The sequence below is a fragment of the Candidatus Rhodoblastus alkanivorans genome (assembly GCF_022760755.1).
Classification (GTDB): Bacteria; Pseudomonadota; Alphaproteobacteria; order Rhizobiales; family Beijerinckiaceae; genus Rhodoblastus; species Rhodoblastus alkanivorans.
Genome location: NZ_JAIVFP010000001.1, coordinates 3,982,519 through 4,009,006, shown reverse-complemented (window position 1 = coordinate 4,009,006; position 26,488 = coordinate 3,982,519). Strand labels below are relative to the sequence as shown.

27 protein-coding genes, 2 tRNA genes and 1 pseudogene are annotated in these 26,488 nt (G+C 62.3%); 8 read left to right on the top strand and 22 right to left on the bottom strand.

Annotated features, from left to right (window positions below):
* Positions 1–34: 34 nt before the first annotated feature.
* The 8 genes and pseudogenes from K2U94_RS18665 to K2U94_RS18630 form a co-directional block, all read right to left on the bottom strand.
* Positions 35–1,276, bottom strand: a complete 1,242-nt coding sequence (locus tag K2U94_RS18665; protein ID WP_243068651.1) for a restriction endonuclease subunit S domain-containing protein — start codon at positions 1,274–1,276, stop codon at positions 35–37.
* On the bottom strand, positions 1,273–2,727 hold the full coding sequence (locus K2U94_RS18660; RefSeq protein WP_243068650.1) for an N-6 DNA methylase: 1,455 nt from the start codon (positions 2,725–2,727) through the stop codon (positions 1,273–1,275). The genes K2U94_RS18665 and K2U94_RS18660 overlap by 4 nt, the downstream gene beginning before the upstream one ends.
* Positions 2,728–2,742: 15 nt before the next feature.
* Positions 2,743–3,276 (bottom strand): hypothetical protein, encoded by a 534-nt coding sequence (locus K2U94_RS18655; RefSeq protein WP_243068649.1) that lies wholly within the window; start codon positions 3,274–3,276, stop codon positions 2,743–2,745.
* A gap of 9 nt (positions 3,277–3,285) precedes the next feature.
* Positions 3,286–5,724, bottom strand: a complete 2,439-nt coding sequence (hsdR, locus tag K2U94_RS18650; RefSeq protein WP_369334831.1) for an EcoAI/FtnUII family type I restriction enzme subunit R — start codon at positions 5,722–5,724, stop codon at positions 3,286–3,288.
* Between the two features lie 75 nt (positions 5,725–5,799).
* On the bottom strand, positions 5,800–6,363 hold the full coding sequence (locus K2U94_RS18645; protein WP_243068917.1) for a tyrosine-type recombinase/integrase: 564 nt from the start codon (positions 6,361–6,363) through the stop codon (positions 5,800–5,802).
* A 75-nt stretch (positions 6,364–6,438) separates the two neighbouring features.
* Positions 6,439–7,011, bottom strand: a pseudogene (locus K2U94_RS20845) (tyrosine-type recombinase/integrase); the annotation flags it as partial.
* Between the two features lie 163 nt (positions 7,012–7,174).
* Positions 7,175–7,250: transfer RNA gene (locus K2U94_RS18635), tRNA-Phe, on the bottom strand.
* A 138-nt stretch (positions 7,251–7,388) separates the two neighbouring features.
* The gene (locus K2U94_RS18630) at positions 7,389–7,754 is read right to left on the bottom strand and encodes a hypothetical protein (RefSeq protein ID WP_243068647.1); all 366 of its coding nucleotides are present in this window, start codon (positions 7,752–7,754) and stop codon (positions 7,389–7,391) included.
* Between the two features lie 303 nt (positions 7,755–8,057).
* Between K2U94_RS18630 and infA the strand changes: the two genes are divergently transcribed.
* From infA to K2U94_RS18600, 6 genes are all read left to right on the top strand, one after another.
* Positions 8,058–8,276 (top strand): translation initiation factor IF-1, encoded by a 219-nt coding sequence (infA, locus tag K2U94_RS18625; protein ID WP_243068646.1) that lies wholly within the window; start codon positions 8,058–8,060, stop codon positions 8,274–8,276.
* Positions 8,277–8,293: 17 nt separating this feature from the next.
* On the top strand, positions 8,294–8,941 hold the full coding sequence (locus K2U94_RS18620; protein WP_243068645.1) for a Maf family nucleotide pyrophosphatase: 648 nt from the start codon (positions 8,294–8,296) through the stop codon (positions 8,939–8,941).
* Entirely contained in the window at positions 8,941–9,150 is a 210-nt protein-coding gene (locus tag K2U94_RS18615; protein WP_243068644.1) for a DNA gyrase inhibitor YacG, read from the top strand. The genes K2U94_RS18620 and K2U94_RS18615 overlap by 1 nt, the downstream gene beginning before the upstream one ends.
* Positions 9,151–9,235: 85 nt before the next feature.
* The gene (locus K2U94_RS18610) at positions 9,236–10,480 is read left to right on the top strand and encodes an NRAMP family divalent metal transporter (protein WP_243068643.1); all 1,245 of its coding nucleotides are present in this window, start codon (positions 9,236–9,238) and stop codon (positions 10,478–10,480) included.
* Between the two features lie 118 nt (positions 10,481–10,598).
* The gene (ilvC, locus tag K2U94_RS18605; RefSeq protein WP_243068642.1) at positions 10,599–11,618 is read left to right on the top strand and encodes a ketol-acid reductoisomerase; all 1,020 of its coding nucleotides are present in this window, start codon (positions 10,599–10,601) and stop codon (positions 11,616–11,618) included.
* An 85-nt stretch (positions 11,619–11,703) separates the two neighbouring features.
* Positions 11,704–12,156, top strand: coding sequence for a nuclear transport factor 2 family protein (locus K2U94_RS18600; protein WP_243068641.1), 453 nt, complete (start codon positions 11,704–11,706; stop codon positions 12,154–12,156).
* 60 nt (positions 12,157–12,216) lie between these two features.
* Here the strand turns inward: K2U94_RS18600 and K2U94_RS18595 are convergent, their stop codons facing one another.
* The 6 genes from K2U94_RS18595 to rpmH all read right to left on the bottom strand — a co-directional run bounded on the left by K2U94_RS18595 (position 12,217) and on the right by rpmH (position 17,100).
* The gene (locus tag K2U94_RS18595; protein WP_243068640.1) at positions 12,217–12,933 is read right to left on the bottom strand and encodes a pyrimidine 5'-nucleotidase; all 717 of its coding nucleotides are present in this window, start codon (positions 12,931–12,933) and stop codon (positions 12,217–12,219) included.
* Positions 12,930–13,835: an acetylglutamate kinase gene (argB, locus tag K2U94_RS18590; RefSeq protein ID WP_243068639.1), complete on the bottom strand. Its 906-nt coding sequence runs from the start codon at positions 13,833–13,835 to the stop codon at positions 12,930–12,932. Before argB ends, K2U94_RS18595 begins: the two co-directional genes overlap by 4 nt.
* 42 nt (positions 13,836–13,877) lie before the next feature.
* Positions 13,878–14,549 carry a ribosome biogenesis GTP-binding protein YihA/YsxC gene (yihA, locus tag K2U94_RS18585; RefSeq protein WP_243068638.1) on the bottom strand — a complete coding sequence of 224 codons (672 nt, stop codon included), beginning with the start codon at positions 14,547–14,549 and terminating at the stop codon, positions 13,878–13,880.
* Between the two features lie 121 nt (positions 14,550–14,670).
* Positions 14,671–16,479 carry a membrane protein insertase YidC gene (gene yidC / locus K2U94_RS18580; protein WP_243068637.1) on the bottom strand — a complete coding sequence of 603 codons (1,809 nt, stop codon included), beginning with the start codon at positions 16,477–16,479 and terminating at the stop codon, positions 14,671–14,673.
* Between the two features lie 2 nt (positions 16,480–16,481).
* Positions 16,482–16,934 carry a ribonuclease P protein component gene (gene rnpA, locus K2U94_RS18575; RefSeq protein WP_243068636.1) on the bottom strand — a complete coding sequence of 151 codons (453 nt, stop codon included), beginning with the start codon at positions 16,932–16,934 and terminating at the stop codon, positions 16,482–16,484.
* A gap of 31 nt (positions 16,935–16,965) precedes the next feature.
* Complete coding sequence (gene rpmH / locus K2U94_RS18570; protein ID WP_243068635.1) at positions 16,966–17,100, bottom strand: 50S ribosomal protein L34; 135 nt, start codon at positions 17,098–17,100, stop codon at positions 16,966–16,968.
* A 321-nt stretch (positions 17,101–17,421) separates the two neighbouring features.
* Here rpmH and K2U94_RS18565 point away from each other — a divergent pair.
* Positions 17,422–17,498 (top strand) — tRNA-Arg (locus tag K2U94_RS18565).
* Positions 17,499–17,641: 143 nt separating this feature from the next.
* Complete coding sequence (locus K2U94_RS18560) at positions 17,642–17,944, top strand: hypothetical protein (RefSeq protein WP_243068634.1); 303 nt, start codon at positions 17,642–17,644, stop codon at positions 17,942–17,944.
* Between the two features lie 298 nt (positions 17,945–18,242).
* Here the strand turns inward: K2U94_RS18560 and K2U94_RS18555 are convergent, their stop codons facing one another.
* The 8 genes from K2U94_RS18555 to K2U94_RS18520 all read right to left on the bottom strand — a co-directional run bounded on the left by K2U94_RS18555 (position 18,243) and on the right by K2U94_RS18520 (position 26,416).
* Positions 18,243–18,509, bottom strand: coding sequence for a helix-turn-helix domain-containing protein (locus K2U94_RS18555; protein WP_243068633.1), 267 nt, complete (start codon positions 18,507–18,509; stop codon positions 18,243–18,245).
* A 133-nt stretch (positions 18,510–18,642) separates the two neighbouring features.
* On the bottom strand, positions 18,643–18,855 hold the full coding sequence (locus K2U94_RS18550) for a hypothetical protein (RefSeq protein WP_243068632.1): 213 nt from the start codon (positions 18,853–18,855) through the stop codon (positions 18,643–18,645).
* Between the two features lie 108 nt (positions 18,856–18,963).
* Positions 18,964–19,905 carry a LysR family transcriptional regulator gene (locus K2U94_RS18545; RefSeq protein ID WP_243068631.1) on the bottom strand — a complete coding sequence of 314 codons (942 nt, stop codon included), beginning with the start codon at positions 19,903–19,905 and terminating at the stop codon, positions 18,964–18,966.
* Positions 19,906–19,934: 29 nt separating this feature from the next.
* Positions 19,935–20,117 (bottom strand): hypothetical protein, encoded by a 183-nt coding sequence (locus K2U94_RS18540; RefSeq protein WP_243068630.1) that lies wholly within the window; start codon positions 20,115–20,117, stop codon positions 19,935–19,937.
* 333 nt (positions 20,118–20,450) lie between these two features.
* Complete coding sequence (locus tag K2U94_RS18535) at positions 20,451–21,065, bottom strand: SCO family protein (protein WP_243068629.1); 615 nt, start codon at positions 21,063–21,065, stop codon at positions 20,451–20,453.
* Between the two features lie 112 nt (positions 21,066–21,177).
* Positions 21,178–24,240 (bottom strand): efflux RND transporter permease subunit, encoded by a 3,063-nt coding sequence (locus K2U94_RS18530; protein ID WP_243068628.1) that lies wholly within the window; start codon positions 24,238–24,240, stop codon positions 21,178–21,180.
* Entirely contained in the window at positions 24,237–25,322 is a 1,086-nt protein-coding gene (locus K2U94_RS18525) for an efflux RND transporter periplasmic adaptor subunit (RefSeq protein ID WP_243068627.1), read from the bottom strand. The genes K2U94_RS18530 and K2U94_RS18525 overlap by 4 nt, the downstream gene beginning before the upstream one ends.
* The gene (locus K2U94_RS18520; RefSeq protein WP_243068626.1) at positions 25,322–26,416 is read right to left on the bottom strand and encodes an efflux RND transporter periplasmic adaptor subunit; all 1,095 of its coding nucleotides are present in this window, start codon (positions 26,414–26,416) and stop codon (positions 25,322–25,324) included. Before K2U94_RS18520 ends, K2U94_RS18525 begins: the two co-directional genes overlap by 1 nt.
* Positions 26,417–26,488: the final 72 nt, after the last annotated feature.

Here is a 26,488-nt window from a genome sequence, read left to right as displayed (position 1 = left end):
GCGAATCTCCCAAAGTTGTTGCAAACCAAGGGAATCAAGGGCCGCGAGGCCGGTCAACCAATTTCAGGTCAGGCTCTGAGACATTGGGAATACGGAGAACCGGCGTTCCCTCGATTTCATATTCACATTTCTTGGAAGTGCCGTACCGCATATCGAGCGCCAAAGCGCCGAGGGTCGTCCAACTCCAGGTCTTTGGCAGGTCAAACGACGCTCGTGCGTCGTCGAGACCACAATTGTCGTTCCGGGTTTGCCGAGCACTGCGGTTGGATTCGCTCTTTGTTTTCGCGATCCTTCGCGATAATTCCAGCGCGGGCTCATCGCCATCGTCCTGCGGCACCAGTTTCCCGCGCACGGCGAGATTGAGGATAGTTTGGCGGATTTGTTTGATCTGGTCGGGGCGCGCGGTCAGGGCGGGGAGCGCGTTGAGGGCGAAGCGGGCGTCGTCGGCGAAGGTTTCGCGATCGGGCGCGTTGAGGCGGGCGAGGCTCGCCGCCGCGAAGAAATCGCGTTTCGCCTCGCGCGTCCCGCGCGCCGTCTCCAGCCGGTCGCACAAAGCCATCAATTCATCGACCTTGGCGACGATGCGGCGCTGCTCGTCGAGCGGGGGAAGGCCGACGACAAACTCTTCGACATCTTCCCGTGAAATGCCGGGTATCAGGCTTCGCGCCCGCATCTGAAGTGTTTCGGCAAGCAGATGAGTTATCATCACTAAAAACTGACTATCCCAGCCGATGGCGGTTAAAGCCATCAACTGACGACTGATGGCAACCTCGTCGATGTCGCATGTCGTGGTTTTGCCGACGCCCGAGCCTTTGACAGTAAGAAGCAATTGGCCGCGCGTCGCCACAGCTTTCTGGACCAAAGCGAACCTGGTGATCTGAAGGCCATTGGACCCAAAGTCGGATGGCCCCGTGATGTATGGAAGTCCCGCGTTTGGGTCATCGGAATACTCGGGTGGCTGCAAATGTTGGCCGGAGACAAGATGTATGATTGTGCCTAGCCGGACCAATGCCCATCCCGCTGGCAGCTTGAACGGCTCCATACCGAGCTTTATCGAGGGAAGAGGTTTTTCCTTCCTGATTTCGCCGATTTTGACTAGTCGTGCTTTTTCAACGGCAATTTGTTTCAATAACGCGAACGCCGACTCATTTTTCGGTTCTTGCGGCACAAGTTTGCCGCGCACGGCCAGATCGAGAATGAACCGCCGCAGCCGCGCCGCGGCGTCGGGCGCATCGGCGATGTGGGCGTAATGCTTTAAGAGCCGTTCGGTGTTCATCGCGCCAGCGCCTCGGCCAGAATGGCCTTCAACTGATCGCGCAGTCTTGCTGTCTCGGCCTCGGCGGCGTTGAGATCGGCCAAAAGATGTTCCGGGTCGCCGTGATCGTCGGCGACCTCATGCGGATTTTTGAAATCGAGATTGTAATTGCGCGCCTTGACCTCTTCCGCCGTGACGCGCCAAGCCTGCGGCGTCTTCTCGCGGTTCTTGCGCTCCGGCCCGCCCCACCAGTCGATGCAGGATTTAAAATGCTCCAGCCGGATCGGCCTGGTCATGGAATAGGCCTTCTGGCCCTCCGGCACGCGGTGCTCATAGAACCAGATTTCTTTCGTCGGCGCGCCCTTCTCGAAGAACAGCAGGTTGGTGCCGATCGAGGCATAGGGCTTGAACACCGAGTTGGGGAGGCGGACGATGGTGTGGAGGTTGCACTCCTCCATCAGATGTTCTTTCAGTCGCGTTTTGACGCCCTCGCCAAAAAGGGTTCCGTCGGGCAGGACGACGGCGGCGCGGCCTTCCGGCTTAAGCAGCCGGATGATCAATGCGAGGAAAAGATCGGCGGTTTCCTTGGTGCGGAAGGTCGGGAAATTGTCCTCGACGCCGTCTTCCTCGCGCCCGCCGAACGGCGGGTTGGTGAGCACGATGTCGACGCGCTCGTCCTTGCTCCAGGAGACCAAAGGCCGGGCCAGGGTGTTGTCGTGGCGGACGAAGCTCGCGTCCTCGATGCCGTGCAACAGCATGTTGGTGACGCAGAGCATGTGCGGCAGGGGCTTTTTCTCGACCGCGCGCAGGCCGTTCTTCAATAGCCATTCGTCGGACGGCTTTTTCACATAATGCTCGCGCATGTGGCGGATCGAGCAGGTCAGAAAGCCGCCGGTGCCGCAGGCGGGATCGAACAGGATTTCGCCAGGATGAGGGTTAATGCGATCGACCATGAAGGAGGTGACGGCGCGCGGGGTGTAATATTCGCCGGCGTTTCCGGCGGACTGCAGGTCGGCGAGAATCTGCTCGTAGATGTCGCCAAAATGCTGGCGTTCGGCGAGATTATTGAAATCGACCTGGGCGATCTTGTTCACCACCTGCCGCATAAGCTGGCCGGATTTCATGTAATTATAGGCGTCCTCAAACACGTCGCGGACGACGCGGCGTCGGTCGCCGGACTTTCCGGTCGGCGTCAGGTTTTTCAGCGCCGGGAACAGTTCGCCATTGACGAAATTCAACAAGGCGTCGCCGGTGATGCCCTCCGGATCGGCCGCCCAGTTCCGCCATTGCAGCTTTTCCGGAAGGGGCGAGATGTAAGAATCCTGGGTCAGCTCCAGTTCCTGATCCTGATCGTCGATGATTTTCAGGAAGAACATCCAGCACAGCTGGCTGATGCGCTGGGCGTCGCCATCGACGCCGCTGTCCTGGCGCATGATGTCCTGAATGGATTTGACGAGGGTGCGGACGGACATAATCTTAAACGTCTCTCACAGGTCTTCAGAATAATTAAATGCGGCGAGGTTGTTGGCGGTGGCGTTATAGTCGTCAGGTCCGCCGCCATCATCGTCTCCGGCGATTCGCGACAAACGCGCATATACGCCGCCGGAGCCTCCGTAGGCCTTTCGCAGGCAGTCAACGACTTCTGCTCGCACAGCGTCGCAGGCGACGGCGATAGCCGCGCACTTGAGGTCGTATTCATCGTGGTACAGCAGCGCGTCGCCTTTCATGTGCTCGCCAGCGATGACGCCGAGCGCGAGTTGGTCGAAGTCCAGTTCGGAAGCGCAATCCGCTAAGTCGTCGTCCGCGCCTTCATCCCATTTTTCACGAGAGAACTCGCCGCAAATTTGTCTGAGAACAAGCAGACGCAAAAGCGACAGCGTGTAAACGACCGGGCCATCGTCGTCCGCAAGACCAGCCGAAGCCAAGTGTCCCCAGGTTTCTTTCGCGAAATGCAAGTCGCCCTCGCTCGTCCAAATGTTGAAGATTCGGGCGGCCTGCGGCTCAATTTCATCCCAGTCCAATGGCATCGCTTAACCCGCCTCCTGATAGAGCGCGTCTTGCAGTTCGTGCACGGCTTTCTCGAATCCCGGCTTACCGCCAAATTCCCTGACAAGCTGGACGACGCTGCCCATGGCGGTGAAAGGCGGGATTTTTAGCACGTTGGTGTCGTCGAGGCTGAGCACGCCTTCGTCAGCATATTTGGCGAGCAGGGCGTCGAGCACCGCGCGAGCCTGCGGGCCGTATTTGGTGAAAACGTCGCGCTTCTTGACCTTCTCCGCCCGTTCGCGCCGGGTCAGCGGTTTCTGACCGAAAGCGACGTGGCAAATCAGGTCGAAGGGATCGAGATTCTTGCCGACCTCGTCGGCTAGCGGGTCGAGCGAAAGACCTTCCTCCGCCAACTCGTCAATGATCGCCTGTTTGCGTTCGGTAGATTTCCAACGTTTCAAAAAATCGTCGAGGCTGGCGAAGCGTTTTTTCAGCGCCGCCTTGGTGAAATCCCGCAAGGATTCCGTGACCAGCTTGCCGTTCTCGTCCAGATATTCGACGCGCTCGGCGACGATCAGCACATCGACGCCATCGACATAGATCTTCTTCTGCTTGCCCTTCTTGTCGGGGAAGGTGACCGATGTCGGGTCGTCGATGGTGGATTCGTCCGGTCCCGGTTGCGTCGGCGCGTCGGTGGTCGAGGACGCGTCGTCAGGCGGGGTGATGGGGTCGTTTTCCCCGGGCTGGTATATCTGGACCGGCTCGCCGTCGAAATCCGGGTCGGCGAAATGGCTGGTCGCGCCTCGAAAATCGATCAGGGTGAAATAGAATTTCTTGGTGTCCTCGTGGACGCGGGTGCCGCGGCCGACGATCTGCTTGAACTCGGTCATGGAGCCGACGGCGCGGTCGAGAACGATGAGGCGGCAGGTCTGGGCGTCGACGCCGGTCGAAAGAAGGCGCGAGGTCGTGACGATGACGGGATATTTTGATTCCGGGTCGATGAAATTTCCCAGTTGATCCTGCCCCTCCTTGTCGCTGCCGGTGATGCGCATGACATAGCGCGGATTATCGGCGCACAGGTCGGCGTTCTCGTTGATCAGGGCCTGCCGCATGCGGGCGGCGTGCTCCTGGTCGACGCAAAAGACGATGGTTTTCTGGAAACGATCGCCGCTTTCCTTCAGGAACTCTGTGACCTTCGCTGCCACCAGCTTGGTGCGGTCGTCGAGGACGAGGTTCCGGTCGAAATCCTTGGTGTTGTATATCCGATCCTCGATTTCCTCGCCCTCGCGGTCGAGTTGGCCCTTTTCCGGCCGATAGCCTTCAATGTCGCGATCGATGTGGACTTTGATGACCTTGTAAGGGGCAAGGAAGCCGTCGCTGATGCCTTGTTTCAATGTGTAGGAATAAACCGGCTCGCCGAAATAATGGATGTTGGAGGCATATTCGGTCTCCTTCGGCGTCGCGGTCAGGCCGATCTGGGTCGCCGACGAAAAATGGTCGAGAATCTCGCGCCACGCGGAATCGGCGGCGGCGCTGCCCCGGTGACATTCGTCGATGACGATCAGATCGAAAAATCCCGGCGAGAATTCGCGGAAGATTTTGTCCCGGTCCTCGGGGCCGGTGATGGCCTGATAGAGGCCGAGGTAGATTTCAAAGGCGGTGTCGATCCGGCGTTTCTTGTCGAGGGCCAGCGGAAGATCGACGGTCGCGCCGTCAGGGCGTTCGATGGTCTTGGCGCTGGTGGACAATTTCGCCATGGCCGGGCCGAAGGGCCGAAAATCATTGGCCATGGTCTGGTCAATCAGGACGTTCCGGTCGGCCAGAAAAAGAATCCGCTTTTTTCGCCCGGATTTCCACAGGCGCCAGATGATCTGGAAGGCGGTGTAGGTTTTGCCCGTGCCGGTGGCCATGACCAGCAGGACGCGGTTCTGGCCTTTGGCGATCGCCTCAATCGCGGCATTGACGGCGGCGACCTGGTAATAGCGGGGCGCCTTGCCGCTTCCGTCGTCGAAAAAGTCCTGAAGGACGATCTTTTCGGCTTCGGGGGGCAAACCTTTCCATGCGCAATAACGCGCCCATAAATCGGCTGGCGAGGGAAAGGCGTCAAGGCCGAGATTGGTCTCGATCGCCGTGGCGGCGCCGGTACGGTCGTGAAGAATGAACCCGTCGCCATTCGACGAGAAGACGAACGGGACGCCGAGGGCCTCGGCATATTCGAGGCCCTGCTGCATCCCGTCGCCGACGGCGTGGTTGTTGTCCTTCGCTTCGATCAGGGCGACCGGGATGTTCTGTTTAATATAAAGAACGAAATCGGCCTTCTTGGCCTTGCCCCGGCTGACCAGCTTGCCGCGGACGATGATCCGCCCCTTGGTAAAATAAAGTTCCTCGCGGATTTGGGAAATGACATCCCAGCCTGCGCGCGTGAGGGCGGGCAAAATGAATTTCGTGCAAATATCGCGCTCGGAAAGGCTGCGCTTGTCCATCGATGGGCTGAATCGCTTGAGCTATTCAGCATTGTTGGCACATATTTTTTCCAATTGCACGCGCCGGCAGGAGCTTTACGCGCGCAGGGGGACGACCTCGCCGCCGCGACGCAATTCATCGCATTTATCGGCCCACCACGCCATCATGCGGACGCGCTCGTCCCAAAAATCGGCGCGGGCATATGCTCGACGGATGCTATCGTTATCGACATGCGCCAACTGACGTTCGATGGCGTCGGAATTCCAAAGGCCGCTTTCATTGAGGATCGAAGAGGCGGCAGACCGGAAGCCATGGCCCGTCATCTCGTCTTTGCTGAAACCAAGGCGGCGTAAGGCCGCATTGATGGTGTTTTCGCTCATGCAGCGCGTCGCCGAACGAATGGACGGAAACAGAAGTTTTCCGGCCCCCGTCAGCTTTTGCAAGTCGCGCAGGATGACTACAGCCTGCGGCGCAAGCGGGACGCGGTGCGGGCGCTTCATTTTCATCTTTTCGGCAGGAATCGCCCAAACAGCGGCGTCCAAATCGAATTCGGCCCATTCCGCAGCGCGAAGCTCGCCGGGACGAACGAAGGTCAACGGCAACAAACCTAACGCCGCCTTTGTTTCGGGGGCGCCTTCATAAGTCGCGATGGCGCGCAACAACCCGCCAAACGCTTTTGGCTCGATAATGGCCGCGCGATTTTGGACAATTGGCGTGGCCAGGGCGCCTTTCAGGTCGGAGGTTGGGTCGCGCTCGGCGCGTCCGGTGGCGACGGCGTAACGAAAGACCTCGCCAATGACGGCGCGAAGCCTTCTGGCTGTTTCGCGCCGTCCGCGCGCTTCGACCTTTCGCAACGCTGCTAATATTTCCGGCGTGGACAGTTCGGCAATCGGGCGCGCCCCAATATCGGAGCGGGCGAGACTGAACAGCCATTCGACCTTGATGATGGTTTGAGCGGCCTTTCCCTCGTTGCGTTTTTTGTCCAACAATTCGGCCGCTATGGCGTCGAAAGTATTGGCCGACGCGGCCACCTTGGCGACCTTAGCGAGCTGTTTGGCTAGCGTCGGGTCTTGACCGGCAGCCAACAAGCGCTTGGCCTCCTCCCGCGCCACACGGGCTTCCTTGAGGCCTATTGCGGGATAAACGCCGATAGCCAACGCTTTTTGCGAATCATTGTAGCGATAGGCTAGGCGCCAGCGCTTGGCCCCGTCGGGAGAAAGCCACAATTGCAGGCCGCCGCCGTCCGAAAGCTTGATGATTTTTTCGCCGGGCTTGGCGTTGCGGATTTGGAGTTCCGTGAGAGCCATGTTGGTATCTCAAATGTTGGTATCGGGCCTGTTCCAACAAATGTACCAACAGTTTTGGCGGACGCAACTGAACCGCGATGAACGACTTTGGACTGAAAAACCAAGGAAATCCTTTGTTTTTCAGTTCTTTTCGGACGTTTTTGGACTGCTTTGGAAGGAGATATGGTGCCCAGGGGCGGAATCGAACCACCGACACTGCGATTTTCAGTCGCATGCTCTACCAACTGAGCTACCTGGGCGATGACCTCGTCGCGACGGCCGGGGCCGTCGAGGTTCGCGCCTTATAGAAAGGCGAAAGCGCCTTGTCCAGCCCCGAAAAAGCGAAGTCGGCCGGACCGTTCAAAAATCTGCATCGCCCCGGACGCCCCGCGTCCGCCTTAATGCGCGCGGGCGAGCCGCCGAGCGTTGGCGCGCACCTTTTTCCGCGCCGGCCGGGTCGCCGCGGCCGCGACATCCATCATATGGCCGGCCATGGCGAGGGGATCGGCGTCCCCGGTCATGACCTTCATGGTCGCCTTCGCCGTTTGTAAGGCGCCGAGCCCGATGCCTTCGGACGCGGCCTGGAGCTTTTCCGCGACCATGTCATGGGTTTCCTGGCGCTGCTGCTCCGTGGCGAAGCCCGAGGCGGCGGCAGCAATCATGGGAAGGCGCGCGGAAATGGTCGTTAGCGCGGCGGTCTGGATTTCGACCAGCTCGAAACTCGTGCGCATCAGGCGCTTTTGCAAAGTGAACAGATTTTTCATCGCTCAACCATGTTTGATCGTCGAAAAGTCTTGGTCGTTGTTCCCATCGCGCGCCATTGGCAGACGCGTCGCAATTTGTTATAGCGCGACCGGCTCGTTAAAGCTCGGCCAGCTTGTCCGACCGTGGCCGACGGACCATATAGAGCGCAGATATATTTCACAAACCCATCGCGCAAGCGTCAGGCTGGCGATCAATTCACCTTGATCGAGTTCGGCGGCCATGGCAAGCCGACTTCCGGCGTAGGCCGCGAGGAGTTCGAAACGTCGCGACCGGGACAGGCCGCGAGTATGGCAAGGATCCAGATGTCGAAAGAAGAACTGTTGGAATTTCCCGGCGTCGTCAGCGAATTGCTGCCCAACGCCACTTTTCGGGTGACTCTCGAAAACGACCATGAAATCATCGCCCATACGGCGGGGAAAATGCGCAAGAACCGCATTCGCGTGCTCACCGGAGACCGCGTTCTGGTGGAAATGACGCCCTATGATCTGACCAAGGGCCGGATCACTTATCGCTTCAAATAATTGCGCCCGGAACGCCCGTGACCGCTGAGCCGAAAACCCGCACCGCGCGTCTCGCGCTCGCCTCCGGCTCGCCGCGCCGCCTCGCGCTTCTCCAGCAGATCGGGATTGAGCCCGACGCGCTCCTGCCCGCCGATCTCGACGAATCGCCCGGGCGCAACGAATCGCCGCGCAAGCTCGCCGCGCGGCTCGCCCTCGAAAAGGCCCGCGTCGGCGCCAAGACCGCGCAGGGCCGCGCGGAACTGCAGGGCGCCTATGTCGTCGCCGCGGACACCGTGGTTTGCGTCGGGCGGCGCATCCTGCCGAAATGCGAGACCTCGGATGACGCCGATCATTGCCTGCGGCTGCTTTCGGGGCGCGCCCATCGCGTCTACACCGGCGTCGCCGTGATCGACCCATCGGGCCGCGAACGTTCCCGTCTGGTCGAGGCTCGCCTGAGATTCAAGCGCCTGTCGGGCCACGAAATCGCCGCTTATCTCGCCTCGCGCGAATGGCATGGCAAGGCGGGCGGCTACGCCATCCAGGGCGTCGCCGGGGCCTTCGTGGTGAAACTCGTCGGGTCCTATAGCGCCGTCGTCGGCCTGCCGCTTTATGAAACCATGGCGCTTCTCGACGGCCTCGGCTATCGCGCCCATGAATCCTGGGCCGCGCCCGAGGTCTTCGCCTGATGGCGCGAAAGGCGAAACAGGTCGCCGCCTGTTCGATCTGCGGCAAGCCCGTCCAGGAGGCCTACAAGCCTTTCTGCTCGAAACGCTGCGCCGACGTCGATCTGCACCGCTGGCTGAGCGGCGCCTATGTCATCGGCGGCGAGTCCGTCGAAGAAGAGCCGCCGTCTCCGCCCGCGGCTGAGGCAATTCGTCGCGGCCCCAAAGCTTAGACGATGTCTAAAATCTCCCCCTCTTGATCGCGGCCGGTCGGCGGCGGCGCCAAAGAGGCGCGGAAGAATCCTTGAGAGTGCTGACATGGCTGACCTGAGCGAAGTTCTGCCGCGCCGCGCACGTTTGGGCAAATTTCTCGCGGTTGCGGGACCCGGCATGGTGGTCATGCTCGCCGATACCGACGCGGGCAGCGTCATCACCGCGGCGCAAAGCGGCGCCGCCTGGGGCTATCGCCTGCTGTGGCTGCAATTTGCGCTGATCCCCGTTCTTTATGTGGTGCAGGAGCTGACCGTCCGGCTGGGCCTCGTCACCGGCCAGGGCCATGCGGAGCTGATCGAAAAGCATTTCGGACGATTCTGGGCGTGGTTTTCGGTGCTGACCCTCATCATTTGCTGCGTGGGCGCGCTGCTCTCCGAATTCGCGGGCCTCGCGGGCGTCGGCGCGCTGATGGGCCTGTCCGCGCCGGTCACCATGTTCCTGGTCGCCTCGGCGCTCCTGCTCATGGCCTATACCCACTCCTATCTGACGGTCGAGCGCATCGCTCTGGCGGTCGGCGCCTTCGAGCTGGTGTTTCTGGTCGTGGCGATTCTGGCGCGCCCCGATCCTGCCGTGGTTGCGGCGCAAGTGATCGATATTCCCTTCCGCGATCCGAAATATCTCTATCTGGTCGCCGCCAATATCGGCGCGGTCATCATGCCCTGGATGGTGTTTTTCCAGCAAAGCGCCGTCGTCGAAAAGAAACTGACCGTGGCGGACATTGGCGCGGCGCGCGCCGACACGTTTATCGGTTCGATCGCGACGCAAATCATTATGGCCGCCGTACTCGTCGCCGCCGCCGCCACGCTCGGCGCGGCGGGCAAAAGCGGCGAGCTCGACACGGTTCAACAGATCGCCAAGGCGATCACCCCTTTCCTCGGCGAGTTCGCCGGGAGGCTTCTCTTCGGTCTCGGGCTTGCCGGCGCGGCCTTGGTGGCGGCGATCGTGGTCACCGTCACCGCGGCGCGCACCCTGGGCGAAATTCTCAAGGTGAATTGCAGCCTCGACCATTCGCCGCGCGACGCGCCCTGGTTCTATGGCGCCTATACCATCGTTCTGATCGCCTGCGCGCTGACCGTGGCCTCGGGCGCCAATCTGGTTTCGCTGAGCATCGGCGTTCAGGTGATGAACGCCCTGCTTCTGCCGACCGTTCTGGGCTTTCTCTACCTGCTGGCGCGCCGCTTGCCGGAGCCCTGGCGCCTGCAGGGCGGCTACGCCGCGCTTTGCGGCGCGATCGTCGCCATTGCGGCGGGTTTCGGCGTCTATTCCGCCTTTGCGGGACTGTTCGTGTGACGAGGCGGCGGGTTTTCCGCCCCCCACTTTCCTTTGACGAGAAAGGTTTCAGCCCTTATGACGCTTTTTCCAAATCCTTGGGCGCCAAGCCCGCGCTGAAAAACCCGGAAGAAGCACGATGCGCGTTTATTACGATAGCGATGCCGACATCAATCTGATCAAGGGCAAGAAGGTCGCCGTGGTCGGCTATGGCTCGCAGGGCCACGCCCACGTTCTCAATCTGCGCGATTCCGGCGTGAAGGAAGTCGCGGTCGCCCTGCGTCGGGGGTCGGCCACCGCCAAGAAGGCCGAGGGCGAGGGCGTCAAGGTGATGAGCGTGGACGAGGCCGCGCGCTGGGCCGACGTGCTGATGATGCTGACGCCGGACGAACTCCAGGCCGAGATCTACAAGAACGAGATCGCCGACAATATCCGTCCCGGCGCGGCTTTGCTGTTCGCCCATGGCCTCAACGTCCATTTCGCCCTGATCGAACCGCGCAAGGACATCGACGTGCTTATGGTCGCGCCCAAGGGCCCCGGCCACACCGTGCGCGGCGAATATCTCAAGGGCGGCGGCGTGCCGTGCCTGATTGCGGTCCATCAGGACGCCTCCGGCAACGCCCATGACATCGGCCTGTCCTATGCCTCGGCGATCGGCGGCGGGCGCTCCGGCATCATCGAGACGACGTTCAAGGAAGAATGCGAGACCGACCTGTTCGGCGAGCAGGCCGTGCTGTGCGGCGGCCTCGTGGAACTGATCCGCGCCGGTTTCGAGACCCTGGTCGAGGCCGGCTACGCGCCGGAAATGGCCTATTTCGAATGTCTGCACGAGGTGAAGCTGATCGTCGACCTCATCTATGAGGGCGGCATCGCCAATATGAACTATTCGATCTCCAACACCGCGGAATGGGGCGAATATGTCACCGGGCCGCGCATCATCACGCCGCAGACCAAGGCGGAGATGAAGGAAGTCCTGACGGACATCCAGACCGGCAAGTTCACCTCGGAATGGATGCAGGAATACAAGGCCGGCGCCGCCCGCTTCAAGGGCATCCGCCGCGTCAATGACGCGCATCAGATCGAGGAGGTCGGCGCCAGGCTGCGCGCCATGATGCCGTGGATCGGCAAGAACAAGCTGGTCGACAAGGCCAAGAACTAGGTATTTCTACTCAGCGCGCCCGAAAAGGCGCGCTACTTGCCTCAGCCGTGAGGTCCCTCTAATGCGAAGGCGACGGAACGGACAAATGAGCGGCATGAGCGGAGGCGAAAGCGAAAGCCTGGCGTCGCAGTTTAGCAGGATGAGGTTCGAACAGATCGTCTCCACTTTGCTCGATCGGCGGAGCGATCCCGCAAAGCTCGAGGCTTTGTTCGCGCCCGAGGCCGATTGGATGATGAATGGCGACCGGTCGCGCTGGCCCTATGCCGGCCTGAGCTGCCGCAGAGAGTCGATTCTGGCCTATCTCAAGGCTTTTTCGGTTGAATTTCAGCAGAAGAAAATTCGTTTCCACGACGTGCTGATCAACGGCGAACAGGCCTGCGCCCGTTATGAGATGCGCCTGCGCCATCGCGGCACCGGCCGCGAGGACCTCCTCCAATGTCTCAGCTTCATCCGCGTCGAAGGCGACGCCGTGGTCGAAGTGCATGAGTTCATTGATAGCGCCCTGCTGTTCCGCTTGCGCGAGAGCGTGGAAGACTGAGCGGGATTTCCGAAAATCGCGCGCCGGTTTTCAGAAATATCCCTGCTATGACAATGGCCCCTAACCGCGAACCAGATCGGACAAAAAGCCGACGAGATCGTCCGTCGCGAAATCGACATGCGGCGGCGTGTCGTCGTGCTTTTCCCACGGCTCGCGGTGGTCGGCCGCGCCTTCTTTCGGGCGCACCAGAACAGTGATCATGCCGCTTGCATGAGGCGCCGTAAGGTTGTGCACTATGTCTTCGAACATAGCAGCGCGCGCGGGATCAACCGCGTGGCGCTCGAAAAATTTCTGATAGGTTTCGATGTGGGGCTTGGGCAGGTAATCGCCATGCTCGATCGCGAACATGCCGTCGAAAAGATGATCGATCCCGAGCTGTTTTGCGGTGGCGAGCGCATGGGCGTGCGAGCCGTTGGTGAGAATGAGCTTGCGGCCCGGCAGCGCCTCCATGGCCCCGGCCAAAGCCGGATTGGGATCGAGCGAGGAACGGTCGATGTCATGGACGAAATGCAGAAAGTCGTCCGGCGCCACGTCATATTCCTTGATCAGGCCGGCCAGCGTCGTGCCATAGACGCGATAATAATGTTTCTGCAGCGCGCGGGCCGATTGGCCGTCGAGTCCGAGCAGCGCGATCATATAGGCGGTGATGCGGGCGTCGATGCGCGGCCAGAGATCGCTGTGGGGCGGATAAAGGGTGTTGTCGAGGTCGAATACCCAGGTGTTCACCCGGCGGAAGGCCGCCGGGTCGCGCGCGAGATGGGCGTCCGTTTTGGTCACCTTGTGATCAGCGTGCCGGCGCCGTGGTCGGTGAGCAATTCGATCAGCACGGCGTGGGGAATCTTGCCGTCGAGAATGACGACGCCCTCGACGCCCTGTTCGATGGCGTAGATGCAGGTCTCGACCTTCGGAATCATGCCGCCGGTGATGGTTCCATCGGCGATCAGCGCCGGGATATCTCCGATTCGCAATTCCTTGATCAGGTTCTTGTCCTTATCGAGCACGCCTGGCACGTCGGTGAGGAGCAGCAGGCGCTTGGCGGCCAGGGCCCCCGCGATTGCGCCGGCGAAAGTGTCGGCGTTGACATTATAGGTTTCGCCCTCGGCGCCGAGCGCGACCGGCGCGAGCACGGGGATCAGTTCGCGGCCGAGCACCTGCTCCAGAACAGTCGCGTCCACTTTGGCGGGCTCGCCGACAAAGCCGAGATCGACCGGAGGCCGGCCGTCGCCGTCTCTCTTTTCGACCTTGCGGGCGGTGACCATATTGCCGTCCTTGCCGCACAGGCCGATGGCGCGCCCGCCGGCGTTGTTGATGAAGCCGACGATCTGCTTGTTGATCGAGCCGGCAAGGACCATCTCGACCACCTCGACCGTGGCCTTGTCGGTCACCCGCAGGCCGTCGGCGAATTCCGACTTGATGCCGAGCTTGTTGAGCATGGCGCCGATCTGCGGGCCGCCGCCATGCACGACCACCGGATTGACGCCCGATTGTTCGAGCAGGACCATGTCGCGGGCGAAATTGCGCGCGGTGGTTTCGTCGCCCATGGCGTGGCCGCCATATTTCACCACGACGATGGCGTCGTCGTAATGCAGCATATGGGGTAGCGCCTGCGTCAGGATTCGGGCCTGATCGATCGCGGCGGCTTGGCTGAGAGGGGCGGTCGTGGCCGGGGCTTCGCTCATGGTTGTCGCCTTTGGTGCTGCCTCTTGCGGAGAATTGGCTGTTTAGCCGATCTGCGCGGGCTCGAAAATCGTTCTGTCGCGTTCGAACAGGAGCCGGGCCACCGCGGCGCGCAATTCGGGCAAACCTTCGCCCTGATGCGATGACAGGAAAATGACGTCGGGATGCGCCGCCGGGTGGCCGCGCAGGACGGCCTGGGCGTCAGCGATGGTCTTTTCGATCTCGCCCTTCTTGACCTCGTCGCGCTTGGTCAGCACCAGCTGATAGGACAGGGCCGCCTGGTCGAGGCGCTTCAGCATGTCGCGGTCGAGATCCTTGAGGCCGTGGCGCCCGTCCACCAGCACGAAGACCCGCGCGAGCGACGCCCGTCCGCGCAGGAAATCCTGCATCAGCCGCGTCCAGCCGGCGATCTTCTCCTTGGAGACGGCGGCATAGCCATAGCCGGGCATATCCACGAGGCGCACCAGCGGCGCTTTGGAATCCGGGCCGAGGGCGAAGAAATTGAGCTGCTGGGTCCGCCCCGGCGTATGCGAGGTCCGCGCCAGGGTCTTGCGGCCGGTCAGCGCATTGAGCAGGGACGATTTCCCGACATTGGAGCGCCCGGCGAAGGCGATTTCGACCGGCCCCATCGGCGGCAATTCCGCGATCTTCGACGCCGCCCAGACGAATTCGCAATTCCAGGCGAAGAGTTTTCGCCCGATCTCAATGAAATCCATGGCAGATTCGGTGTCGGTCAAGACCATTGCCCTAATGCTAGCTCGATGCCGATCACTTCATCGCCCTCTCCCCGCATACGGAGAGAGGGATGGCGTAAGGCGCGGACGGCGACGGCTTCGCTCACGCCGCCTTGCGCGAAAAAGTCTTGCGCAGATTGTCGAACAATTCGACCTTCACGCCGGCCTTTTTCATGATCAGCATTTGCTGCGACACCGAGAGAAGATTGTTCCAGGTCCAGTAGATCACCAGACCCGCCGGGAAAGAGCCGAGCATGAAGGTGAAGATCACCGGCATCCAGGCGAACATGGTCTTTTGCACCGGGTCGGTTGGTTCGGGGTTCATCTTCATCTGAACCCACATCGACACGCCCATGACCAACGGCCATACGCCGAGGTGCAGGAAATGGCCGAACACCGGCAATTGGGTCGGCTCGAAGGGCAGGAGGCCGAACAGATTGAAAATATTGGTCGGATCGGGCGCCGAAAGGTCCTTGATCCAGCCGAAGAACGGCGCCTGGCGCATTTCGATGGCGACGAACAGGACCTTGTAGAGCGAGAAGAAGACCGGGATCTGGAGGATCATCGGCAGGCAGCCGGACACCGGATTGATCTTCTCCCTCTTGTAAAGCTCCATCATCTCCTGCTGCTGCTTCATCTTGTCGTCGGGATAAAGCTCCTGCAGCGCTTTGATTTTGGGCTGAGCCTCCTTCATCTTCGCCATCGAGAGATAGGAACGGTTGGCGAGGGGGAAGAACAGGAGCTTGACGACCAGGGTGACAGCGAGAATGGCGACGCCGAAATTGCCGACGAGCTTGTAGATCGTCTCCAGCAGCCAGAACATTGGCCTGGTAATGAAGAAGAAATAGCCCCAATCGATCAGCAGATCGAGTTTCTTGATGCCGACATCCTTCTCGTAATATTCGAGAATGCTGGACTCCTTGGCGCCGGCGAACAGCCGCGTCGTCAGGACCATGTTGGCGCCGGGCGCGAGGGTCCGGGCCTTGCCGAAGGCGTCGGCCTGATATTGCGGCAGCGCGCCGGGGAATTCGCGGAACCAGCCCTTGTAGCTCTCGGTCGGGTCGGGGATGACCGCGGTCGCCCAATATTTATCGGTGAAGCCGAGCCAGCCGCCTTCGGCGTAGGAATCGACCGGCAGCACCTTGGCTTCGTTGGTCTCCTTGGCGATCCCATGGTAGGTGATCTCGGTCGAGCGCGCGTCGGCGCCGATCACGCCGACGAAGCCCTCATGCAGCACGCTATAGCCCGAGGTCTTGGGCGTGCCCTGCCGGGTGACGCTGGAATCGGGAAAGAACGCAACCGTGTCCTTGCCGCGGTTCTCGACCGTGTCGGTCACCGTGAAGAGGTAATGATCGTCCACCGAGACCTTGCGCTTGAAGATCAGGCCGGAGCCATTGTCGAAAGTAAGCGTGACCGGCGTCGCGGGCGTCAGCTTGTCGCCGTCGGCGGCCCAGATCGTGTCGGAATTCGGCAGTTTCAAATTCCCGCCGTTTTGCGCGACATAATTGAAATCGACGAAATAGGCGTCGGGCGCGCCGGAGGGCGACAGCAGGATGATGTTCGGGCTCTTGGGATTGGTCGTCTCGCGGTAATGGCGCAACGAAAGATCGTCGAGACGCGCGCCTTTCAGGGCGATGGAGCCGAACAGGCTGGGCGTTTCCAGCGGAATTCTTTTGCTCTGTGCGAGGGCCTCGGCGCGGGTCATAAACTGCGTGACCGGCCCTTGGCCGGGCGCTTGGCCAGGCTCGGCGACGCCGGGATGGGCGGCGCCTGCGCCCTCCATCTGGCTGAGCTGCTGCTGCATCCGCCGGGCCTGCTCGACCTTGGGCGCGCCGAAGAAATGGCTCCAGCCGAGAATGACCAGGAGCGACAAGCCCATGGCGATGAGAAGATTGCGGGAGTCCTGCTGCATGTTCAGAGGTCTTGCTTGCGGTCGCCGGCCGGCGCGACGGGAGGCCGGAGGGTTCCGGCCCGATGGATTTTCTTCAGCGCGCGGAACAGTTCGCCGCGCAATTCGTCGAAGGGAGCAGCCAAGGCCTCGCGCCGCGCCGCCACGACATAGTCGCAGCCCGGCGTGAACGGTTCTGCCCCGGCGAGTCTCACGACCTCCCGCAGGCGTCGGCGAATGCGGTTGCGGACGACCGCCTTGCCGACCTTTTTGGTCACGGTGAAGCCGACCCGGGGCCCCTCGGTCTCGCCGGGCGCCGATTCGCGCTCGCGCGCCTGAAGCACGAAAGCTTTTTGATGCTGGCGGCGCCCCTTGGCGGCGGCGACGAAATCGGGGCGCTTTTTAAGCCGCAAAACGCCAATACGCACGCCGGAGCCGGCGTGCGCGACGGGGGACGGGCCGTCCTTTCGACGGGTCATGGCGAAAGCCGGTCGCGCCGGCGCCGATGCGTCAGGCCGAGAGACGCTTGCGGCCGCGGGCGCGGCGGGCGTTGAGAATCTTGCGGCCGCCGACGGTGGCCATACGGGTGCGAAAGCCATGACGGCGCTTGCGCACGAGCTTGGAGGGCTGATAGGTCCGCTTCACGGGAATGCTCCGCTTGGTTTGCGCGTTGATCTTGGCGCATTGGTTTTGGCGCGTCGCCAAAGGGCCGAACGCCGCCATGTCGTCAATGGTTCGCGCTCGCCGTTTCCGTCCGTTGCAGTGACAAATCCGTCCGTTGCAATGACAAAAACGACCCCGGCGCGAAGCCGAAAATCGCGAGCGGCCTTATAGGGCGATGGTCCGGAAAAAGTCAACGCGAGGGGCGCGATTTTGGCGGCCGGCCGCATCTTTGCCTATTGCCAAGGCGCGTGGGAGCCGCTAAACAGCGCCACCGTCGCCGGACCGCAAGGCTGGCGAGGCGATGCGCCCGTAGCTCAGCTGGATAGAGCACCAGACTACGAATCTGGGGGTCAGAGGTTCGAATCCTTTCGGGCGCGCCATTAAAGTCAATCTGTTAGGGCGATTCCGTTCACGGCTGTTCTTGTTCTTAGCTACCATATAGCTACCAGGCTGCATGCTTCGGTTAGAACTTCCCGAACAAGCCTCATCCCCGCGGCGTATGGCAGGGCTACGACAGGGGGGAATGTTCAGGGCGATCATGATGGTTCTGTGCCTCCACGCCCTTGTCGCTCCCGCTTATGCTTGTGACAGTCCGGCCACTTGCAAGGCTGAAGCGGACGCTGCCGAAGCCGCATACGAAGCTAATCTCAACGCTCTGGTTGCTCGTGAGCAATCCGAAGCCGCCGAGGCCGAAGCGGAAGCCAGATTTCGTGATATTGAGGCGAATCAGCGCCGCCTCGAAGCTGAGCAAGCCGAACAAGCGGCGCGCCTGCGCAAGCTTCGCCAAGAACAAGAACTGAACGAGATTGCGGGCCCGCGCTGGTGATTGCAAGCGGTTAGCAGGTTCGACCGCTGTCTCCGAAAACAACTCTTTGAATGCACTCAGAAAAAATGCCACAGGATTTTCTCAGGGGTATCCGCGCACGCGAGAGCGGTGATTTTTGTCCCCCGGTCCCACGGGACGCATGCTTTTCGCGCCAGCAGGCCCGCGCCCCTCATTGTCGCCCGTCCGCTGCTGTGCGAAAATTATGCCGGCGCGGTCTTGGCCGCTGGCCGGCGGCGTCGCCATGACATCAATTGCTGCGGCGACCGGATTCCTGCGGCATCCCGCTGCTCTTGAGCCGTTAGACGATCCGCGGTCGGGTGACGCCCAGCATGCGCGCCGCCGCCGCGAGATAGCCCTGCGCCTTTTTCACGGCTTTCATCAGGAGGAGCGTCTCCCGTTCGTCGATCGACACAGGTTCGACGGCGGCGTCTCCCTTAAGCAATTGTTCGACGCGGGAGAAGAGGCGCTCCTCCTTTCCCGGCGCAAGATCGCTTTGACTGCGCGCGGCGGCGCCTGGACTGCGCGCGACGGCGCCTGCCTCCACGATCCGTCCTTCGTCATCCACGATGAAACGCCTGGAGTCGAAGCGCTCGCCGCGGCTCGAACGCGACGATTTCGTCCCGGTTTCGAGCGACGGGAAAAGCTGATGGAGCCGAAGCGGGCGCGCGGTCGAAAGCCCGGGCGCCCGCAGGTTCGGATTAGTGTCTTGTCCTGGCGTCGCGCCTCTCATAATGCGCCTGGTTCCGTGGCTGCGCGGCGGCCTGCTGCTCATCGCAGGTGATGGGCGCATATCCCCAGTAACCGGGCCGAACGATGCAGGTCGAATTCGAGTGAGCCGCCTCGCCCGCCAGGGCTGCGCCGGCGCACAGGAATCCCAACCCCGCCAGTCCATAAATGATCGCTCTATTCATCGTCTCGCCTCCTGCTTTCCAAGATGCGAAGAAGCTAACCGCGGGCCCATCCCGCGATAACTCCTGAAAAATCAACTTCAATATTCCATTTTTGTTCCTAATCGCGCCTCATGGCGGTTTGGCGCCGACAAAGCCCTTCCGATGGCGGGCGCTTTCGATGACGAAGTCAATGAAGGCGCGAATCTTCGGATCCGTGGGGGAGCGGCGCTCATAAATCAGCGACAGCTCCAGCGTCGCCTCGAGCCGCCAATCGTCGAGAAGGACGACCAGATCGCCCTTCTCGATATGCTCCTGGCAGAGCCCCTCATAGAGTACGGCGGGGCCCACGCTGGCGAGCGCATGGGCGAGCAGGAGCATCGGCTCGTTGGAAGCCAGGCTGGGCGAAAACGTCAGCTCCGCAATGTCTCCGCCGCGCAGGAAACGGAGGACGGAAGATGCGGCCAAACTCGGACACCCCAGGAACACGGGGCCGGTAAGGATCGCGATATTGCGCCCGGCAAGATCGTGCGGCGAAGGGGGGAGGCCGTCCCGCGCGATACAATCCGGCGCGGCGACGACGATCGATCGTCCAGTAAAGAACGGGCGCGCGACATAGGGCGAGTCGGCGATCGGTCCCGCGCGGAATGCGACGTCGAAATCATAGTTCGTCAGATCGATCGGCTCGTTCGTCAGTGCGATTTCAAGCCGGATCAAAGGAAAGGCGGCCTGAAAAGCCCGAATGATCGGTTCGAGGCGCAGAAGGCCGAAGGCATAGGGCGCGGCGACCCGGAGAAGTCCCGACGGCGTTTCGCGCCGCGCCAGAACGATCGCTTCCGCCTCTTCGAGCGCGGCGACGCCGCGCGACGCCGCAGCGAAAACCTCCGCGCCGGCCTCGGTCATGGAAAGCCGTCGCGTTGTTCGCCGCAGCAACGGCATTTGCAGGCGCGCTTCCAGTTCCTGGATCTTGCGGCTCACCGTCGCGGGCGGAAGCCCGAGCCGCCGCGCCGCGCCGATGAAGCTCCCGCTTTCGACGACGCGGACGAAAACCAGGAGGTCGTCGATCTTACGCATGTGACGCGGCGCCCGCGGATCGTCCACGCTCAAACCGTCGCGATCGCCGCCTGCCTGGCATGGCCATAGCCCCGGATTTCGTCCGGATATCGAACCAGCGCGAGGGCCGCGCAATCGTCTGGCGTAAGGCCCGCGAGAGCGTCGCCGCCGCCCATGTTCACGACGCCTCTGTCCCGGGTCCAAATCATCGCGACGTCCTGTTTGGAAGCCATGTATTTTGTCCCCGCCGAGCGCCTCTTTCGCGTCGATCCTTCTGCCCGAACAGCCTTCCGGCGCGGTCGTGCTTTCCCGCGTCGCTTGCGTGTCGCGCCGAACGCCGGGAACTGGCGCTCGCCTGAATGCGCCGCCCTCCCCGTTTCAGTTCATAAATATCGATATCCCATAAAAGCGTATTTTGCGGAAGATGAAGAATATTTCCGGCTGTCAATCCATTGAACTGCGCTCGACTCGTCGGGAAAAGCCTGGCCCTGGCGGCTTGCCGCGCCAGTGCGATCTTGCGGCCGACGCTGCGGCCGGCCCGACAGGCTGAGATTTGATGCGCGGCGCTACAGCAGGGGCCGCAGTTCGGCGGCGGCTTGTTCGGGCGGGCGCTGGACGTTGAAGGCGTGCAGGAATTTGCCGTCGCGGCCCATCAGATAGATGATCGCGCTATGGTCCATCGAATATTCGCCGCCCTTTTCCGGGACTTTGCGGGCATAGACGCGATATTCCTTCATCACCTTGTCGATCGCCGCGCGGTCGCCGGACAGGCCGATGACGTTCGGACCGAAACTGCCGGCATATTGCTGCATCAGTCTGGGCGTGTCGCGTTCGGGATCGACGGTGATGAACAGGACCTTGAGCTTGTTGTCCGGGCCCAAATCATTCAGCACCTGGGAGATCTGCGCCAAAGTCGTCGGGCAGACGTCGGGGCAATGGGTATAGCCGAAGAAGACGAGAAAAGGCTCGCCGAGCAGGTCGCGGTCGGTGATCGTCTTGCCGTCGCCGGTCTTGAGCGCGAAGGGGCCGCCGATGGCCGAAGGCGCCGGCGCGCTCGCGCGCTCCCGCGCCAGCATGCCGAGCCCGACCGCGGAAAGCGCGAGCGCGGCGGCAAAAACCGCGAGGAGCGCCAGCAGCGCGCGCGGGGTTTTGGGCTGTGCTTTGTTCGTGCTCGAAGCCATGATTTTGCGGGCGGATCAGTTGCGGGCGGGCCCGGGGGGAGCCAGCCATCCTTATGCGTCAATTATGAGGCGGGTTCATGAGGCGAGACCAGCGTCTCCGTTTTCGCCCGCATCAAGCCTCATGTCCAGCCTTGGAAGGCGTCGGAATGCGGAACCAGGTGAGATAAAGCGCCGGCAGGAACAAAAGCGTCAGCACCGTGCCGACGACGATGCCGCCCATCATCGCATAGGCCATCGGCCCCCAGAAGATTTCGCGCGAGATCGGGATCAGCGCCAGGGTCGCGGCGGCGGCCGTCAGCATGATCGGCCGCATGCGGTGCTCGGTCGCCTCGCGCACCGCCTGCCACGGCGCGACGCCTTCTTTCCGCAATGTGTCGATCTGCACGATCAGGATGACCGAATTGCGGATCAGAATGCCGATCAGCGCCAGAACGCCAAGCGTGGCGACGAAACCCATCGGCGCATGGCTCGACAGCAGGGCGGCGACCACGCCGATCACCGCAAGCGGCGCGACGGCGAAGACGAGGAACAATTTGCTGAAGGACTGGAGCTGGATCATCAGGATGGTCGCCATGATGAACAGCATCAGCGGCATGACGGCGTTGATCGGCCCTTGAGCCTTGGCGCTCTCCTCGACCGCGCCGCCGACCTCGACCTTATATTCGGGCGGCAGCGTTTCCGCGAATTTCTTCACCTGGGAGCTAAGTTCGTTGACCGCTGTGGCCGGCTGGGCGTTGTCGGTGACGGCGACCTTGATGGTGATCGTCGGCTGGCGCGAGCGCCGCCAGATCGTCGGCTGCTCCAGCCCATAGGTGAAATTGGCCACGGCCGCCAGCGGCACGGACTGGCCGTTGGCCGCCGGCAATTGCAGGTTCTGCAGGGTTTCGACCGAGCCGCGCTCATTGTCGCGGGCCCGGGCGATGACGTCCACAAGATAGATGTCGTCGCGGACCTGGGTGACATTGGCGCCATTGACGACGCTGTCGATGGTGGTCGCAATGTCCTGCGAGGACACGCCCATGGCGCGGGCCTTATCCTGCAGAACATTGACGCGGACCATGCGCGCCGGCTCCATCCAGTCGAAGGTCACATCGCCGAGATGGGGGTTCTTGGCCACGATATTGCCGAGCGCCTGGGCGTAGTCGCGCACCTTGTTGATGTCGGGGCCGCTGACGCGATATTGCACCGGTCGCCCGACCGGCGGCCCGATGTCGAGCAGATGGACGAAGGCGTCGGTTCCCGGAAAAGCCTTGCGCAGCCAGGCCTGATATTTCGCGCGCAGGCGGTCGCGCGCTTCGATGCTCCTGGTCAGGATCACCATCTGGCCGAAGGCGATATTGGCAGGCTGGACGTCGAAGGACAGGACGAAGCGCTTGGCGCCCTCGCCGACATAGGTCGACCAGTGATCGACGTCCTTGTCCTTGGCGAGCACTTCGCGCTCGAACCGCGCCATCTGGTCGTTGGTGTCCTGGATCGAGGCGTTCTGGGGCAGGTTCCAGTCGATGATCAGTTCCGGACGGTCGGAACTGGGGAAGAATTGCTGCTGCACAAATCCCATGCCGAAAAGGGCGAGGCCGAAGGCGGCTAGCGTCGCGCCGATGGTGATCCAGCGATGGCCCATGCAGAAATCGAGCGTATGGTCGAAGCCGCGCGCGAACCAGGATTTGCCGGTTTCATGATGGCCCTTCATGGTCGCCGGCAGGAGCGTCACGCCAAGCAGGGGCGTAAACAGCACCGCCACGATCCACGAGACGATCAGCGACACGGCGATGACCACGAAAAGCGTGAAAGTGAATTCGCCCGCAGCGCTGTCGTTGAGCCCGACCGGAATGAAGCCCGCCACCGTCACCAGCGTGCCGGTCAGCATCGGAAAGGCGGTGCTGGTATAGACATGGGTCGCCGCCTTGCGCAGATCGTCGCCAAGCTCCAGCCGCGCCACCATCATCTCGACCGCGATCATGGCGTCGTCCACCAAAAGGCCGAGCGCGATGATCAAGGCGCCGAGCGAAATGCGCTGGAGGGAAATGTCGGTGCTTCTCATGACGAGGAAAGTGATCGCCAGCACCAGCGGAATGGCGATGGCGACCACAAGGCCGGCGCGCCAGCCAAGGCTGATGAAACTGATGCCGAGCACGATGACAATCGCCTCGAACAAGCCACGTGTGAAGCCGGACACGGCCTCGTCCACCACGGCGGGTTGGTCGGAGACGCGATAGACGTCCACGCCGATCGGCAGCTCGCTCTTGATCAGATCGACCTTCTTTTCCAACGCCGCGCCGAATTCGAGCAGATTGGCGCCCTGTTTCATGCCGATGGCGAGGCCGATCGCCGGCTGGCCGTTGTAGCGGAACAGCCTTTTTGGCGGGTCGATATAGCCGCGCTTGATTTGGGCGACGTCGGTGAGCGGAAAGAAACGGTTGTTGACGCGCAGATTGATCGCGCGCAAGGACGCCTCGGAGGTGAACTGGCCGGAGACGCGAACGGCGATCCGCTCCGGTCCGGCCTGCACGAAGCCCGAGGGCGTCACCGCGTTCTGTGCGGCAAGCGTGTTCATCACCGATTGCATGTCGAGACCGAGCGCGGCCAGCTGCCGGGTCGAGAATTCGAGATAGATCGCTTCGTCCTGCTCGCCGATCAGATCGACGCGGCCGACATTGGGCACCGTCAGGATCTGCGAACGCGCGAACTCCACCTGGTCGCGCAACTGGCGCAGGGTCAGTCCGTCGGCGGTGAAGGCGTAGATATTGCCATAAACGTCGCCGAAACGGTCGTTGAAGAAGGGTCCCTGGACGCCCGAGGGAAACTGGCTGCGGATATCGGCGATCATGTTGCGCACGCGCACCCAGGTCGCCGGGACATCGCGCGCCTTGGTGGTCGGCAGCAGGTTGACGAAGACGGTCGTGCTGCCGGCGGTGGTGATCGACTTGGTGTAATCGAGCGATTCCAGCTCTTCGAGCTTGCGCTCGATCCGCTCGGTGACCTGGAGGGTGGTTTCCTCGGCGGTCGCGCCTGGCCAGTTGGCCTGGATCACCATGGTCTTGATGGTGAAATTGGGGTCTTCCTCGCGGCCGAGCTTGATATAGGAGAAAACGCCCGCCAGCAGAAAGACGAGCATGAAATACCAGACGAGCGAGCGGTGATCGAGCGCCCAATCCGACAGGTTGAAACGGCTCACGGCGCTTCGCTCCCATAAATCTTCACAACCTCGCCCTCCTTCAGGCGGTGGACGCCGGCGGTGACGATGCGCTCGCCGGCTTTGAGGCCGGCGCGCACGATCCAGCGCCCGGCCTCGCGGGCGGGCGCAATCTCGACATCGCGCAACCTGACCTGCGACGTCGCCGGATCGACCACGAAGACCCGCGCCTTTTCGCCCTCGCGCAGCAAGGCCGACCCTGGAATGCGGATCGCCTCGCGCGCGGCGCTCGCGAGGCGCGCGAAAATGGTGGCGCCGATGCGAAACGAATCCGGCGGATTCTCCAGCGCGATCTTCACCCGGCGGGTGCGAGTCACGGAATCCGATTCCGGCGCGATCTCGCGCACGGCGCCGATGATCGTTCTCGTCGGATCGATCTGCAGGGAGACATCGAATTTCTGGCCGATATAGAGCGCGTCGACGATGTTCTCCGTGGCGTCGATCACCGCGTCGCGCTTGCTCGGCTCGGCGATCGCGACGATCGACTGGCCCGGCGACACGGTCTGGCCGACCTCGGCGTAAGTGGCGGTGACCAACCCGGGATAATCGGCCTTCACCACGGCATAGGATAGCTGCTCCCTGGCTTTGACGAGATTGGCCTCGGCCTGCTCCATATTGGCCTGAGCGGCGGCGCGCTCCTGCTGGGCGGTGTCGAAGCTCGCCTGCGACGTCGTCTTTTTCTGGAGCAGCGCGGCCTGCCGCGTCTCCGTGGCGGCGGCGTTGTCGAATTGGGCGCGGGCGTTGGCGAGATTGGCTGTCGCCGTGCGCGCCGCCATTTCGAGCGAAAGCGGATCGATCGCCGCCAGCGTCTCGCCCTTCTGGACCCGGTCGCCGGCCTTGACCGGGCGTGAAATCATCCGCCCCATGACGCGGAAGCCGACCGGCGTCTGCACCTGGGGCTGCACCGTGCCCGAAAGCATCAGGTCGAAGGCGGCGCTCGGCTCCACGACCATGGTGAAGGCCGGGCGCGGCGGCGGCGGCGCGTTCTTCTCCTCTTTGCAGCCGGCGAGCGCCGCGACCGCCGCAAGAGGCAGAACCAGCGAAAGGCGAATCGTGCGAACCATCAGGAACGCTCCTCCGACCGGGGAGCGACGATCTGCCCCTCGCGCAAGAATTTTCCGCCCTCGGTGACGACGCTCTCCCCGGGCTTCAGGCCGCCGCGCAGGACGACCCGTTCCTTCACATAGAAGGCCACGGCGACCGGGCGCAGATGAACGGAATTGTCGGCGGGATCGACGACCCACAACGCTGGCTTGCCGTCCTTGGAGCTCAGCGCCGTCCAGGGCAGGACGAAAACATTGTCGAGGCGGAGGCGCCCGCTTCCGGTCACGGCGGCGCCAAGCGGCAGGTCCGGACCTTTCGCGTCGATCTGCACCTTGACCTGGACCGTTCCGGTCTTCTCGTCCACGACGGGTGAGATTTCTCGAACCCGGCCGGAGGTCTTTACCGAAGGATCGCTGACCAGCACGAGAGAAATGTCGGGCGAACTGAGCTTTCTGGCGAAAGCCGATTCATAAACCGCGAAGACGGCGTCGCGCGGGCCGTCCTGCGCCAGGGTAAAGGCCATCTGCGCCGCCTGCGCCACCTGCCCCACTTCGATATTGCGCGCGGTGATCATCCCCGGATGGCCGGCCCGCAGATAAGTATAGGACAGGGCGTCCTGGGCGGTCGTAACCTGCGCCTTGGCCACGTCGAGCGAACCGGCGGCGGTGCGCTGGGCGCGCTCGGCGAGGTCGAACGCCGCCTGCGTGGCGTAGCCATTGGCGAGCAGGGCCTTCTGGCGCGCGAAGGCGGCGTCGGCCTGGCGCATGGTCGCCTCCGCGCCCGCGAGCCCCGCCTCCGCCGACTTGAGATCCGCCTGCTGCTCGGTCGGGTCGAGCCGGGCGAGCACTTCGTCGGCCGTGACATGCTGGCCGACATCGGCCTTGCGCTCGATTACCCGCCCGCTGATGCGAAAGGACAATTCGCTCTGGATTTGCGCGCGCACGGTTCCCGTGAGCGTGATGTCGCTGTCGAAGGATTGCGGCTCGGCCTTTTGCGTCAGCACGGCGAAAGGCGACCGCGGCGCGGGCGGCGCGTCCTTGCCGCAGGCGGAGAGCGGAAGAACCGCCAGCAGAACGATCAGACGCGGAACGATCAGGCGCGGACTGGGCGACATAGGAGCTCCCTGCGGCCCGGCGAAATTTTGATGGGCTTTTCCCATTGGCAGGATTATTATTGACTGACCAGA

Coding starts and splice junctions, on each gene's coding strand:
- K2U94_RS18615 (WP_243068644.1), top strand. CDS start 8,941: ATGGCGCGAAAGGCGAAACAGGTCGCCGCCTGTTCGATCTGCGGCAAG.
- ilvC (WP_243068642.1), top strand. CDS start 10,599: ATGCGCGTTTATTACGATAGCGATGCCGACATCAATCTGATCAAGGGC.
- K2U94_RS18665 (WP_243068651.1), bottom strand. CDS start 1,276: ATGAACACCGAACGGCTCTTAAAGCATTACGCCCACATCGCCGATGCG.
- infA (WP_243068646.1), top strand. CDS start 8,058: ATGTCGAAAGAAGAACTGTTGGAATTTCCCGGCGTCGTCAGCGAATTG.
- K2U94_RS18660 (WP_243068650.1), bottom strand. CDS start 2,727: ATGTCCGTCCGCACCCTCGTCAAATCCATTCAGGACATCATGCGCCAG.
- yidC (WP_243068637.1), bottom strand. CDS start 16,479: ATGCAGCAGGACTCCCGCAATCTTCTCATCGCCATGGGCTTGTCGCTC.
- K2U94_RS18535 (WP_243068629.1), bottom strand. CDS start 21,065: ATGGCTTCGAGCACGAACAAAGCACAGCCCAAAACCCCGCGCGCGCTG.
- hsdR (WP_369334831.1), bottom strand. CDS start 5,724: ATGGACAAGCGCAGCCTTTCCGAGCGCGATATTTGCACGAAATTCATT.
- K2U94_RS18560 (WP_243068634.1), top strand. CDS start 17,642: ATGTTCAGGGCGATCATGATGGTTCTGTGCCTCCACGCCCTTGTCGCT.
- K2U94_RS18630 (WP_243068647.1), bottom strand. CDS start 7,754: ATGAAAAATCTGTTCACTTTGCAAAAGCGCCTGATGCGCACGAGTTTC.
- K2U94_RS18540 (WP_243068630.1), bottom strand. CDS start 20,117: ATGGCTTCCAAACAGGACGTCGCGATGATTTGGACCCGGGACAGAGGC.
- argB (WP_243068639.1), bottom strand. CDS start 13,835: ATGAGCGAAGCCCCGGCCACGACCGCCCCTCTCAGCCAAGCCGCCGCG.
- K2U94_RS18610 (WP_243068643.1), top strand. CDS start 9,236: ATGGCTGACCTGAGCGAAGTTCTGCCGCGCCGCGCACGTTTGGGCAAA.
- K2U94_RS18525 (WP_243068627.1), bottom strand. CDS start 25,322: ATGGTTCGCACGATTCGCCTTTCGCTGGTTCTGCCTCTTGCGGCGGTC.
- yihA (WP_243068638.1), bottom strand. CDS start 14,549: ATGGATTTCATTGAGATCGGGCGAAAACTCTTCGCCTGGAATTGCGAA.
- K2U94_RS18600 (WP_243068641.1), top strand. CDS start 11,704: ATGAGCGGCATGAGCGGAGGCGAAAGCGAAAGCCTGGCGTCGCAGTTT.
- K2U94_RS18520 (WP_243068626.1), bottom strand. CDS start 26,416: ATGTCGCCCAGTCCGCGCCTGATCGTTCCGCGTCTGATCGTTCTGCTG.
- K2U94_RS18545 (WP_243068631.1), bottom strand. CDS start 19,905: ATGCGTAAGATCGACGACCTCCTGGTTTTCGTCCGCGTCGTCGAAAGC.
- K2U94_RS18550 (WP_243068632.1), bottom strand. CDS start 18,855: ATGAATAGAGCGATCATTTATGGACTGGCGGGGTTGGGATTCCTGTGC.
- rnpA (WP_243068636.1), bottom strand. CDS start 16,934: ATGACCCGTCGAAAGGACGGCCCGTCCCCCGTCGCGCACGCCGGCTCC.